Origin of the sequence: Marinoscillum sp. 108 (assembly GCF_902506655.1) — a bacterium.
Classification (GTDB): domain Bacteria; phylum Bacteroidota; class Bacteroidia; order Cytophagales; family Cyclobacteriaceae; genus Marinoscillum; species Marinoscillum luteum.
This window is the reverse complement of sequence record NZ_LR734808.1, coordinates 1413330-1426926: the sequence shown is the minus strand read 5'-3', so window position 1 is coordinate 1426926 and position 13597 is coordinate 1413330. Positions and strand designations below refer to the sequence as shown.

The 13597-nt window shown below is 45.7% G+C and carries 10 protein-coding genes; 8 read left to right on the top strand and 2 right to left on the bottom strand.

Going from position 1 to position 13597, the window contains the following annotated elements; translation table 11 throughout:
* Window positions 1-3: 3 nt before the first annotated feature.
* Together GV030_RS05915 and GV030_RS05910 are read right to left on the bottom strand one after the other, a co-directional pair.
* The gene (locus GV030_RS05915; protein WP_159580738.1) at window positions 4-897 is read right to left on the bottom strand and encodes a hypothetical protein; all 894 of its coding nucleotides are present in this window, start codon (window positions 895-897) and stop codon (window positions 4-6) included.
* The gene (locus tag GV030_RS05910) at window positions 887-1771 is read right to left on the bottom strand and encodes a DUF58 domain-containing protein (protein ID WP_159580736.1); all 885 of its coding nucleotides are present in this window, start codon (window positions 1769-1771) and stop codon (window positions 887-889) included. The genes GV030_RS05915 and GV030_RS05910 overlap by 11 nt, the downstream gene beginning before the upstream one ends.
* 51 nt (window positions 1772-1822) lie before the next feature.
* Here GV030_RS05910 and GV030_RS05905 point away from each other — a divergent pair, with 51 nt between their 5' ends.
* The 8 genes from GV030_RS05905 (at window position 1823) to GV030_RS05870 (ending at window position 13596) form a co-directional block, all read left to right on the top strand.
* Complete coding sequence (locus GV030_RS05905; RefSeq protein ID WP_159580734.1) at window positions 1823-2167, top strand: DUF4296 domain-containing protein; 345 nt, start codon at window positions 1823-1825, stop codon at window positions 2165-2167.
* Window positions 2167-4545: an endonuclease MutS2 gene (locus tag GV030_RS05900; protein WP_159580732.1), complete on the top strand. Its 2379-nt coding sequence runs from the start codon at window positions 2167-2169 to the stop codon at window positions 4543-4545. Before GV030_RS05905 ends, GV030_RS05900 begins: the two co-directional genes overlap by 1 nt.
* The gene (locus GV030_RS05895; RefSeq protein ID WP_159580730.1) at window positions 4545-4775 is read left to right on the top strand and encodes a cytochrome b5 domain-containing protein; all 231 of its coding nucleotides are present in this window, start codon (window positions 4545-4547) and stop codon (window positions 4773-4775) included. Before GV030_RS05900 ends, GV030_RS05895 begins: the two co-directional genes overlap by 1 nt.
* A complete protein-coding gene (locus tag GV030_RS05890) occupies window positions 4772-5608 on the top strand; it encodes an N-acetylglucosamine kinase (RefSeq protein ID WP_159580728.1) in 837 nt (278 codons plus the stop codon). The genes GV030_RS05895 and GV030_RS05890 overlap by 4 nt, the downstream gene beginning before the upstream one ends.
* Window positions 5601-6416, top strand: coding sequence for an N-acetylmuramic acid 6-phosphate etherase (murQ, locus tag GV030_RS05885; protein WP_159580726.1), 816 nt, complete (start codon window positions 5601-5603; stop codon window positions 6414-6416). Before GV030_RS05890 ends, murQ begins: the two co-directional genes overlap by 8 nt.
* Before the next feature lie 266 nt (window positions 6417-6682).
* Window positions 6683-9244, top strand: a complete 2562-nt coding sequence (locus GV030_RS05880) for a TonB-dependent receptor domain-containing protein (RefSeq protein WP_159580724.1) — start codon at window positions 6683-6685, stop codon at window positions 9242-9244.
* A 25-nt stretch (window positions 9245-9269) separates the two neighbouring features.
* Window positions 9270-10991: a choice-of-anchor J domain-containing protein gene (locus GV030_RS05875; RefSeq protein WP_159580722.1), complete on the top strand. Its 1722-nt coding sequence runs from the start codon at window positions 9270-9272 to the stop codon at window positions 10989-10991.
* A 61-nt stretch (window positions 10992-11052) separates the two neighbouring features.
* Window positions 11053-13596, top strand: a complete 2544-nt coding sequence (locus GV030_RS05870; protein ID WP_159580720.1) for an endonuclease — start codon at window positions 11053-11055, stop codon at window positions 13594-13596.
* Window position 13597: the final 1 nt, after the last annotated feature.

The following is a 13597-nucleotide window of genomic DNA, read 5'->3' as shown; positions in this document are numbered from 1 at the left end:
TTGTTAGCTGTTTTTGATTTGGTCTGTGATCACTGAATATCTGTGCTGCGTGAAGTCTTCGATAGCCTGAAAATCCTTATATAGCTCGTCGCTCGAGCGACCGCCATAGACGCAGCGGTCAATGTTTTTAAGGGTACCGTTCAGCTCTCCGGTATATTCCAAAGCCATGATTTCCTTGGTGGTGAGCTTTGAGAATGGTCGTTGCTCAAGCCGCTCAAGAAAATTCTTCCACTCTGTCAGGGCGTGCTCGGCGATTTTTTGGTTTGGTGCTTCCTTCAGACTTCTGATGTCCATGGTCAGGTGCTCGGAGAACGCAATAAAGTCTTTTTTCAGTTTCCTCAACCTGATGGTCTTTCGTATTTTCTTTCCAAAAATGAGATAGGTAGCCAGTGTCAGCACCATCAGAACACCCAGAATGATCCATAGTAGTGGAAAATTAAATTGGGTAGGTACGTTTTGATAAGCCAGATTGGTTTTCAGGCTGGTAGTATCGGTCACCACCTCCAGAAGCTGCTTAAAAAAGATGGAATCAAGACCAGCATCTATGCGGGTACTGTCACCTGTAGGTTTGAGTATGAATACAGGAATGGAAAGCGACTGGATCGGATCAATCTCATAGCTCTGAAGGGTATAAACAGCAGAATCAAAGGCCCGATCGGTTTTGATTATACTGGGAAAGTATTCTTTCCCCGAAAATTCAAAGGGTGAGAAATTGTAAGTAGTATCGGGAAAGATCAACTCCAGATGATCCGGGTACTCCGCGGAAACCCAGTAATGAATGTCTTCACCGATTTTGAGGCTGTCTTCTATAAAACCACCTTTGACTGTGATTTTTTGGGCGTTGGCCCCCATCATGATCAAAAGCCCTAGTACGTAAATCAATAATCTACCTTGCACGTTGCGAATTCATTTTGTTCCTGTGTCTGAATAATTTGACCAGCTTGGGCACGTAATCTTCTTCAGTTTCTACCGAGAGATAATTCACGTCGTTTCGACGGCAGAAGTCCTCCAATGCAGCAGTATTTTTCCGATAGGTTTTGTCTAGTACGTTTCTGAATTTCCCCGAAGAGGTATTAATCCAAATGGTTTTCCCGGATTCCTTGTCCAGAAGTGGTACTATTCCCAGGCTTGGCATATTGGATTCCCGCTTGTCAAACAGCTGGATCACCACCAGATCGTGTTTTCTGGCCATGCCCTTCAGGCTGTGGAGATAATCTTCATCGATAAAATCTGAGATGAGAAAAATCACTGCGCGGCGTTTCAGCATGCCCAGAGCCAGCCGAATGGCCTGATCCAGGTTGGTTTTTCTGGAAATGGGTTTCAGCGAAAAGATACTCGAGAGAATCTCGTAGGAATGCTTCATGCCCTTACCGGGCTTGATATAGGTCTCTTTCTGGTCGCTAAACGACAGTAATCCAACTGAACTGCTCTCTTTCACCGCCGACATGGTCAGCAAGGCAGTGATTTCTTTACCCAGGTCAATTTTCTGGTGGTTGGCTTTGCCGATTTCACCGGATGCTGATACGTCCAGCATAAAGAGCACCGTTTGCTCTTTTTCTTCTATAAAAGTCTTTACGAACGTTCCGTGTCCTTTGGCGGTTACGTTCCAGTCAATCGTGCGCACATCATCGCCATACTGGTAGGCCCGGACGTCATCAAACTCGAGACCCGACCCCTTAAAGATGCTGTGAAAGTCACCTTGCATCTGAGAATTGATGGCTTTGCGCACTCTGATCTCATATTTTCTCAGCTTTTTGAGGATGTCCTTCATGCAAAGTAATTTTGGGGTTCAAAATTATAAGAACACTTAGACTTATACCTTGTGAAAAAATCTTTTTTTGTCATATTGATCGTGCTGCTTGGAAGCTGTTCGAAGAAACAAACGGAAATTCCGGCAGATGTGTTGAGTCATGATCAAATGGTCAGGGTATTGATAGAGGTGCACCTGCTGGAAGCCAAAGTAAAGAAGCTCTACATCAAAGGAGATAGCAGCCAGAAAGTTTACAATCATTTCGAAAAGATGCTTTTTGAAGAGCAGGAAATTACCCGTGAGCAATACAGAAGAAGCATGGAGTTTTATGTGGAGGAAATAGAGAACTACAAGGCGATCTATGATGAGGTGGTGGATAGCCTGTTGGCTCGCCAAAAAGCAAAGGACATTCGATAATGCTGATTTATCCAAAAGACATACAGGAGAAGCTGGGGATTGACCAGCTCATGGAGCTTATCCGCCAGCGGTGTAAGTCCGACTTTGCCGTGGAATTTCTGGAAAAGGCCCGGCCATCTTCCAGAATAGAAGAAATCACAAAGTGGCTGGACCAAACTGATGAAATGCTGCGTGTGATCTCCTCAGGTGATAATTTGCCTTCCAGAGATTTTCAGGATCTACGGGTATTTCTAAAGAAGATCAAAGTGAAAGGCACCTTTCTGCAGGCAGAGGATTTTGCGCAGCTGAAATCGCTGCTAGCCCTGCTTTATGATTGGACTCAGTACCTCAAAAAGCATCAGGAGGTATATCCAGAGTTATGCAGTCTGACCTATGGATTCATCGCAGATCAGAACCTGATCAAGGCCATAGAACTCATTGTGGATGAGAAGGGAGTAGTTCGTGATAACGCCAGTCCCGAGCTGGCCTCTATCCGTGCTTTGCTCATTCAGAAAGAGCGTGCTGTTCGTACAGCCATCAATAAAGTACTCAGAAAGGCCATTCAAGACAAACTCACTGATGAGGATAGTTCGGTGACCATCAGAGAAGGTCGTCTGGTGATTCCGGTAAAGGCAGAGCACAAGCGGCGGATTCAGGGATTTATCCATGATGAATCTGCCACCGGGCAAACGGTCTATATGGAACCTACGGAGGCCCTGCAGTTGAACAATGAAGTGCGGGAGTTGCAGTACCAGGAGAAACGTGAAATTGCCCGGATTTTAACGAGGCTTACTGACCTTGTGCGGGAGTCTGTAGAAGACTTGGACAAGGGAGCATTTTTTATTGGCTTATTGGATTTCATTCATGCCAAGGCTGTATTCTCCAAAACCATAGATGCGGTAAAGCCAGGAGTGACTAAAAATCCCATGGTCAAGTGGTATGGAGCCAGGCATCCCTTACTGTGGCTGTCACATACAGCCTCGGGCAAGCCCACCATTCCATTGTCGTTGGAACTCAGCAGGCAGGAAAACAGAATTCTGGTTATTTCCGGACCCAATGCAGGCGGTAAATCCGTGGCCCTCAAAACTGTCGGTTTATTGCAATATATGTTTCAGTGTGGCTTCCTGGTGCCCGCCAGTGAAGCATCCACATTTGGGGTTTTCCGAAGCGTCTTTTTGGACATTGGGGACACCCAGTCATTGGAGAACGACCTGAGTACCTACAGCTCACACCTTACAGCCATGCGTTATTTTGATGAGATGGCCGATCGAAACAGTCTTTTTCTCATCGATGAGTTTGGTACGGGGACTGAGCCGCAGTTTGGTGGAGCCATTGCAGAGTCCATTTTGGGTCAATTGAACGCGAGAAAAGCTTTTGGAGTGGTCACTACCCACTATCAAAACCTTAAGAAATTTGCCGAAAATCACCCCGGTGTGGTGAATGGTGCCATGAAGTATGATGTGGGGGCGCTCGAACCTTTGTTCGAACTGGAAGTGGGTAAGCCGGGAAGTTCTTTTGCTTTCGAAATCGCAAAGAAAATAGGATTGCCGACTCAGATCATTGAGAATGCCAAGGGATTTGTAGGTACCAGTCAGGTGGATTACGAGCTTTTGCTCAATAGTCTCGAGTCTGAACGGAATAAATTCCAGAAGCTCACTAAAAAGCTGGAAAAAGAAGAAAAGGAGGTAATCAGCATCAAAACCGACTATGAGGCCCTGAAGGAAATGCTTCAGGATGAGCAGAAGCGACTAATCAAAGAAGCAAAAGCCCGAGCGAACCAAATAGTAGAGGAGGCCAATCAGCGGATTGAAAACACCATACGTGGGATCAGGGAAAGTAGCGCGGATAAAGAAAAGACCCGCCGGTTGCGTTCAGATTTGGAGCACTATAAGAAGACTCAGGAGGAGAGCATTAAGAAAGAGGAGAAGCGAAAAAAGGCGGAAGAAATAAAGGTGGGCCAGCATGTGACCATAGAGGGGCAGGATACTTCAGGTGAAGTGATGAATGTGAAAGGTAAGCAGGCTCAGGTGCGCTTTGGGAATATCATTTCCTTCATAGAATTAAGCAGGCTCCGCAAGGCTAGTGCTCAGGCCGCCAGGCAGGAGTCGAGAGCGCGCAAAATCGGAGGCATTAATATGATCGAGAAGATGTCTCAGTTCAATGGAGAAATAGATGTGCGGGGAGTGCGGGCTGATGAGGCATTACAAAAAGTGGATGAATACATCGATCAGGCGCTGCTTCTGGGTACTGATCAGGTGCGGATCATTCATGGTAAGGGCCACGGTATCCTGAGGGATGTGATCAGAAATTATCTAAAGAGCCACCAGAGCATAGAAAAGGCAGTGGATGAGCACATCGAGTTTGGAGGAAGTGGCATTACTCTGGTGACTTTTCGCTGATGAGAGAAATTACCAGATCACAACTGGCTCTGAGAAACGGGCAGGACAAAGACGATATCTGGATTGCCTACCAGGGCCGGGTGTATGACGTGACGATCTCACGAATGTGGCGGGACGGCAAACATTACGAGCATTGGGCCGGGCAGGATCTTACCGATGAGCTGCCCGATGCTCCCCATACCGAAAAAGTCTTTGAGAGGTTCTCGCAAATTGGCATCTTAGTACCATGATATTGATAGCAGATGCAGGGGGCACTAAAACAGATTGGAGGCTGCTGGATGATAAGCAAATTTCCCAGTTCACTTCCAGAGGCTTCAACCTGAAGACTCAGGAATTTGATACCTACCTGAGGGAATTGCCGATGGAGCTTGCAGGCTTGAAGGGTATTTCCAGGATTTACTTTTATACTGCCGGGCTGGTGACGGAGCAGGATGCTCAAAGGATAAATGCTCGGCTGGAGTCTTTTTATCCGGGCGCCAAGAGTCATGCCTTCTCAGATACACTTGGTGCCGCTCGCTCACTTTTTGCGGCTCAGGCCGGGTATGTTTGTCTGCTCGGTACCGGGGCAGGTGCGGCATTGTACGATGGTCAGGAAATTGCTGAGAGAGTGCCTTCGCTAGGGTATATTTTGGGAGATGAAGGAAGTGGTGCCGATCTGGGGAGATCCCTTTTACAGACTTACCTCCGGCAGGGATTGCCGGCTGATTTGCAAGACACATTCAAAGCGCAATTCTCAGAACTGAATGAAGCTGCCGTGCTGGAAGTTGTGTACAAACAGCCGGGGGCCAATGCCTTTTTGGCTCAGTTTGTTCCATTCATCGTGGAGCATCAAAACCACCCTTTTGTTTACCAATTAGTATCAGGTGGTTTTCATCGGTACTTTCAGGCTTTTTTTCCCGATAAGGAAAAGTACCAGGGCGCGCCGTTCAGATTTATAGGTTCAGTAGCGCATCTTCTGAGTAACATTCTTCGTCGCGTTGCCTCGGGCTACGGATATCGCATCGACCTCATAGCACAAAGCCCCATAGCAGGACTCACCTTATATCATCAAGAACATGGATAAATTACCAGATACCGAGAAGGCCTCAAAATATGAGCGAATAGAAGAAATGTCCACTTTGGATGTTCTCTCAAATATAAATCGTGAAGATGCCACTGTGGCTGATGCCGTGGCGCTCGCCATCCCTCAAATCCAGCGTCTCGTGGACGCAATAGTGAGCCGGATGCAGACAGGAGGCCGATTATTTTACATAGGCTCTGGTACCAGTGGTCGGCTGGGGGTGGTTGATGCATCTGAGTGCCCGCCCACCTTTGGGGTACCGCACGATCTCGTGGTGGGTATCATTGCTGGGGGTGATGGAGCCATACGAAAGGCAGTGGAGTTTGCCGAGGATGATCAAAAACAGGCTTGGGAAGATTTGAAGGCTTATTTTCCTGATGAAAAAGATACAGTGATAGGCTTGGCGGCTTCCGGTACTACCCCATACGTAATAGGGGGAGTGAGTGAGGCGAGGGCCCATGGATTGCTTACTGGCTGTATTGCCTGCAGTGCCGGATCGCCATTAGGAAAGGTGGTAGAGTTTCCCATAGAGGCAGTGGTTGGGCCGGAGTTCATCACAGGCAGTACACGGATGAAATCAGGAACCGCTCAGAAAATGATTCTTAATATGATCTCCACTTCTGTAATGATAAAGCTGGGGCGGGTGAAGGGTAATAAAATGGTGGATATGCAGCTGAGTAATCACAAGTTAGTAGCGCGCGGGGTAAGGATGCTGATGAATGAACTGAAAATAGATCAGCGAGAAGCTGAAAGTGAGCTAAAACGTTTCGGATCGGTCAGGGCAGTTTTGAAGAACCGTGAGAAGTTATAATGTTCGTATGTTAAGTTAATGTTAAGTTAATGTTACGTATTATATTTTGATTTTAAGGACTTTCGGAGAATACTTTTTTACGATAAATGTAATATCAGAATCTCTTCACTGTCATATTAAGAAATTTTTAAGTCCATTTATATCTAAGGTGACATGGTGTTAACTTGGAGCGTCAAATCGACTAGAAAAATTAACCAAAACCTGAACTCTACTGGTTGGGCGAAAGCCTATTTTTGCCGGGAGTTTAAAAACAAAAAGTAAACGCAATGAGGAAAACTTTACGCAATTATGCACTTGTCGCTTCGATGCTTCTGGCATCGGTGGCATCTTTCGGGCAGAGCAGAATTACAGGAACTGTAGTTGATGCCGAGAACGGAGAGGGGCTACCAGGAGCGAGCGTTGTTCTAAAAGGAACAACCAATGGAACCATTACTGATTTCAATGGAGATTTCAGCTTAACAGTTGAAAAGAGCACGGCTACTATCGTGATCTCATTTGTTGGATTTCAGACTGTAGAGAGAACAATCAACCTTAGCGAGACACAAAGCCTGGGCAAAATAGAGTTAGCACCAGGTGCTAATGAGTTGAGCCCATTGGAAGTAATTGCTTCTGTGGCGGTGGATCGTAAGACACCAGTGGCTGTTTCTACTATCAAGCGAGCTGTGATAGAGGAGAATGCCTCAAATCAGGAATTTCCTGAGCTGCTAAAGAGTACGCCCGGAGTTTATGCCACCAAGCAAGGTGGTGGTTACGGTGACTCTAGAATCAACGTGCGTGGTTTCAATGATGAGAATGTAGCTGTGTTGATCAACGGTGTACCCGTGAATGACATGGAGAACGGAAACATCTACTGGTCTAACTGGGCTGGTTTGACAGACGTGACTACTACCATGCAGGTGCAAAGAGGCCTCGGCGCTTCTAAAGTGGCTGTGCCTTCTATTGGTGGTACAATCAATATTATCACTAAAACAACTGACCTTGAAAAAGGAGGTAATGTATATCAGGGCTTTGGTAACAACGGATATCTGAAGACTTCCTTTTCTTTGAATACTGGCCTTACTGAAAACAACTGGGCCATCTCTGTATCCGGTGCTAAGATCACCGGTGATGGATGGGCAGACGGTACTCAGTTTGTGGGATATAACTATTTCATGAATATCTCTAAAGTACTGAATGACAAGCACACACTTTCTTTTACAGGATTTGGTGCGCCACAGGTACACGGTCAGAGACAAAATATGCATTCAATTGCCAAGTTCAGAGAAGCTCCACAGGGATTGAGATACAATGCTGACTGGGGTGTATTGAATGGTGATGTGGTGAATGTGGAGGATAATTTTTACCACAAGCCACAATTTTCACTGAACCACTATTGGACCATCAGCAACAAATCTGAATTGTCTACTGCAGTATATTACTCTACCGGTACTGGTGGAGGTGGCGGATACGCTACTGAAGAAGATGCTGTTACAGGGTTTGAACCTACTTTTAATAACTACAGGACAGGTGGTACCTATAGCCCATATGATTTGGACGCTATTGTGGATCTGAATCAGACATCATCTGACGGCAGAGCACTGGGTTACCTGAGAGCTTCCCGAAATGACCACAGATGGTATGGTGTACTCTCTACTTATACTCAGGAAATCAATGATAACATTGACATTCTTGCAGGTTTGGATGGAAGGTTCTATAAAGGTATTCACTTCTCTGAGGTGTATGACCTCCTTGGAGCGGAGTATGTTTATGATGATAACAACATGAACAACCCCAATGCAGCATTGAATGTGGGAGACAAAAGAGACTACTACAACGATGGTTTAGTAGGATGGGCAGGAGCCTTTTTGCAGGGAGAGTACTCAAGTGGTCCATTGGCTGCATTTTTGACACTTTCAGCTTCAAATACTTCTTATCAGAGAATTGATTACTTCCAGTATGCTCCGGAAGATCAGGCTACACCATGGCAGAACTTCTTTGGCTACCAGGTGAAAGGTGGTGCTAACTACAACCTGAACAGAAACCACAATGTATTCGCCAATGTGGGTTACTTCGAGAAAGCACCGGATTTTGATGCGGTATTCCAAAACTTCAGAAATGACATCAACTCAGAGGCAGAAAACCAGAAGATCCTTAGCTACGAGTTGGGATATGGTTACAGAAGCCCTAAGTTCTCTGGTAATGTAAACTTGTACAGAACAGGATGGAACGACCGTACGTTCACCAAGAGTTTTCAGGGTGATGATGACAAGCTTTACTACGCGAACATTTTGGGTGTGAACGCATTGCATCAGGGTGTTGAGATAGATTTCACTTACACGCCTGTGAAAGCACTAAAAGTGATTGGTATGCTTTCATTGGGTGACTGGACATGGTCTGATGACGTAAACAGTGTGAACGTTTTTGATGAGCAGCAGAATATCATCGAAACCATCGACCAGTTGTATATCGCTGATATCAAGGTTGGTGGTTCGGCGCAAACCACCGGTGCATTGGGTATAGATTATAACATCATACCTGCTTTCAAGGTGGGTGTACTTTACACATACTTCTCTAAGTTCTATGCAGACTACGATCCTACGAACAGAACCAGTTCTGAGATAGCCGGCATACAGGCATGGGAAGTACCCACTTACGGTTTGCTGGATGTAAAAGCAAGATACGATTTCAAAATTGGAGATCTGGATGCCAATTTGTTTGTGAATGCCAACAACTTGTTTGATGTGGAATACATTTCAGATGCGCAGGATACCAATTCTACAGCAGCTGGAGCTAGCGTATTCTACGGTGTAGGTAGAACATGGACCACAGGCCTGAAGATCAATTTTTAATTAACGACTCTGAAAAATATTTAAGATGATATTCAAAAATATAAAATTCATTTACGCCTTATTGCTAGTAGGGGTATTTGCATGCGATCCTATGCAGGACGTATACGATGACCTGGATAAGGGGAGTACAGGTGGGGTGACCTCAGATGTGGCTTTCACCATGACAGAAGATGATTTCGAATTGGCATTGCCAATAGCTGAAAACGGTAGCGATTCATCAAGTATGAATAGTTTTTACAACTTTTCTGATGAGCAGGCTCGAAAGTATATTCCTTATATTTTGAGTAAGAAATTTCCACAGTTGGCGAAAGGTTCTTCTGCCAATGTGACTTATGCTCAGTATCAGGGAAGTTCGTCTACGGCGAATACTTACAGCAGAGCCAGTGTGTATACTTTGGATGCTGAAGATTACGAAAGTGCAGGAGAGTCAGTAGGGATGGCAGGCTTTTTCTCACCTTCATACCCGGCATCTGCTTATGTTCCCGCCATTTTGCTGGCTGAAGTTCAGGATCCTACAGAGGATCAGGTATATGGTGTCTCTTACAAATATTCAGTGACAGACCCGGAGTTTGACTATGAGAACGCCGGTGATCAGACTGTATACGTTGAAGGATTTACTGAAGATATTTCTGCTTACACCGTGAAGGAAGTTTCAGGAGATTTGGCCGTATGGACTTACGTGATCTTTAGTGATGGTAGTGCTCAGGGCTCAGGATATTCTGGTGGAGCTCAGGAGAATGAAGAGTGGTTAGTTTCTCCGGAAATTGATCTGTCTGGTTTGACTGAAGCAAAACTGCACATGAGTCATGTGACTAGATTTTTGGATGGTAATGCCGTTTCAGATTTCTTAAATGTGAAAATCTCAACTGATTACACAGGTGACATTGCTACAGCCACATGGGAGACTGTTTCATTCCCTGATTGGGTAGATGGTGGTAGCAGTAACACTGCAGTGGAAGTAGAGGCGATGATTGATGCATACGCTGGATCAAAAGTGACTTTGGCATTTGCATATAAGTCTTCTTCGACCATTGCTCCAAGATGGCAGCTGGCTGAGATCAAAGTGACTACTCCAGGATCTGTTGGAGTTATCGCTGAGGATCCTACCAATATGACAGATTACTACTCGTATTCTGGTGGAGCCTGGTCAAAAGACAACGGGGCTTACTACCTAACTGCGGCAGATTATGATGCCATGGGTGCTCCTGGTCAGTATGACAACTTCAGCAGCTCTGTGCCTGCTGATCCATACATCATCACTTACCTGAAGACGAACTATCCTTTTGCTCAGGAGGAAGATGAGTTGGTAGTGGTATACAAATATTACTCTAGTTCAGCTGGTGCTACACAGACAAGAAGCAACCTCTACACAGTAGTAGGAGGAAGCTGGACAGCATACTCTGCTGTAATAGATGCCACTTTGTTGTTTGCTTTTGATGGTACTGCCTGGGTTCCTGACAATACCATAAAGATTACTTTTGGTGCACCGGATTATACCTGGATATCTGAAAACTTCAAGGACAAAAACCCTGGAGGATCAAGCAATATGGGGACTTACGGAAACTTTAGCTGCTTTGAGTGGTCAGACGATCAAATCTTTGATGCCATTACTTCACGACTTGATGTGATCTACAGTAGCATCGAAGAGGGACAGAAATATCAGGTGACTTACTCTATCTACTGTGGAGCTTCTTCAGAGCCTTCACTTGCAGTCATTTACCAAGGTGGTGCCTGGGAAAAACTTTAAGAATTAGAATTTATACTCATTAAAAAGGGAAGTTATACTTCCCTTTTTTTTCTTTAATCCAATGATGAAAAAATATACCTTCCTTCTTCCTTTCGCTCTTTTGAGTTTTCTTGCCTTTGGCCAGGCCCCTAGTGGCTACTATGACGGCACTGATGGACTTACCGGTGAGGCCCTGAAGAAACAACTTCACCGAATATCAAGTGGTCATAAAGTATGGGCCTATAGTGATTTTCGTGATACTATTTTGCCAGATCTGGACGAAGACCCTGATAATCCGGATAACATCATCCTCTTCTATAAAAATGCTTCCATTCCCAAGGCAAATTTCGCTTCCAATAACGAGCCTGATTATTGGAACAGAGAGCACACCTGGCCCAAATCTCATGGGTTTCCAGACCTCTCAGACACTGCATATACGGATGTTCACAACCTAAGGCCCTCAGATGCTACTGTAAACACTTCCAAGAGCAATAAAGACTTTAACGATGTGGAAAACATCGCTGCAAATGCCGAAGGTGAGGCGCCAGATACCTATACCAATGCAGATTTTTGGGATCCCAGAGATGAGATCAAAGGCGATGTAGCCCGCATACTGTTTTACATGGACATGCGCTATGAAAGTGAAGCGCTCGATTTGGAATTAGTGGATCACAAGAGTTTTTCCGGTGATCCCGAATTGGGCGTATTGTTCACCTTGCTAAGGTGGCATGCACAGGACCCGGTAGACGCTGCTGAGATTGCCAGACATGAGAAAGCCTATGGATACCAAAACAACAGAAATCCGTTTGTAGACCATCCGGAATGGGTGGGTGAAATCTGGGGAACAGCTTCAGAGCCATTTGTTTCACTTGATCAATCCAATTTTAGCCAAAACTTTGGAACTGTGCCTTTTGGTCAATCTCTTGTCCAGCAGTATACAGTTAATGCATATAACCTTGAAGGGGACTTGACGGTGACGGTTGAGGCTCCATTCTACGTCTCTTCGGACAATTCAACCTTTTCAGGGTCAAGCACCTTTACGCATGCTGATGGTGTGGTATCCGAAAACTTCACGGTCTACCTCAAGTTTGAGCCCCAGCAGTCTGATGGGGGTACCTATGAGGGCATGGTTACTCATGCATCTGCCGGCCTGACTTCTGTGGAATTGAATGTACAGGGCAAGGAGGGAGAAGTCACCGTTACTACTATTGCAAAGGCACGTCAGCAGGAACTTGGGAGCATGGCCTATGTAACAGGGGTGGTGATAGACGCAGGCAATAATAGTGGAAACAGCCGTGTGATATTTGATGGGACAGCAGGTATTGTAGTGCGGAGCTTCGATGCTGGTAATGAATCTGCTAACCTTGTGCAGGGGGATAGTATTGTGGTAAGCGGTGGCTTATCGGACTATGCAGGAGTGCTTCAGATAGAACAATCTCCCATTACCATCACCTTGGTGGCTCAGGGGGCCATGTTGCCAGAACCCCAGGAGGTGACTATTGCAGAAGTGGGCGAACAGTATGAATCCGAGCTGGTAGTGATCAGAGATGCGGCTTTTAAAGATGCAGGCGGCACTTTTGCTGGTGGTGGTTCTGCAGGTAATTTTGAAATTAAGGACGCCACAGGGACTATGGTTTTCAGAATAGGGTCGTCTGAGCACCCATTGGTGGGTACTCGCATTCCCAATGGTTTATTTGATATCACAGGTTTCGTCGGAGAATTTGCGGGGGATTATCAGATTTCGGTCAGGGATTTGGAAGACATGGTGTTGGTAGACGAAGAGGAGGAGGAACGGCCTCCAGTGATCAGCATTGCAGAGGCGCGTACTATGGTCGAAGGAAGTGTCGTCACTGTGAAAGGCATCGTGATTGGTGGTGAAAATAACAACAGGGATAATCGGGTGGTCTTTGATGGCACGGCAGGGCTTGTGGTCCGCAGCCTTGACCTGGGGAATGCTTCTTCTGTCCTGGTCATGGGGGATAGTGTGATGATCACTGGTGGAATTTTTGACTATAATGGCCTTTTTGAAATAGAAGAGTCTCCGGTATACATAGATATCCTCAATAGTGGGAATGCCCTTCCTGAACCACAAGAGATTACATTATCGGCAGTGGGTGAGGAATATGAATCTGAGCTGATCAGCCTCAGGAATGTTTCCTTTGTGGAAACGGGTGAGTTCGCCGTGGGGAATTACACTCTGACAGGAGATGATGCAGAGGTTGTTTTTAGAGTTGGTACCATCGATCATCCTCTGGTGGGGACGAGTATTCCCCAGGTCTCTGTGGATCTCATCGGTTATGTGGGGCAGTCGAATGAAGATTATCAGGTATTTGTCAGGGTGGCCGAAGATCTCACCTTTTTGGAAGAGGTGTTGGGAGTGAAAGACGCCCGACCTTCACTGAACCTTGTCTACCCCAATCCTGTTTCGGGGTTGCTGCATTTGCATTTACCTGAGGGAATCGATTACCCGGTAAACTTGTCGCTTTTTGATTTACAAGGCAAAAAAGTAAAAACAGCCCAGGTGACGGAAGGAACCCTCAGTGTTGAGGAATTGCAATCCGGCATGTATCTACTCACTCTTGATAAAGAGGGGCGGATATTTTATAATCGAATAATCATAGAATGAT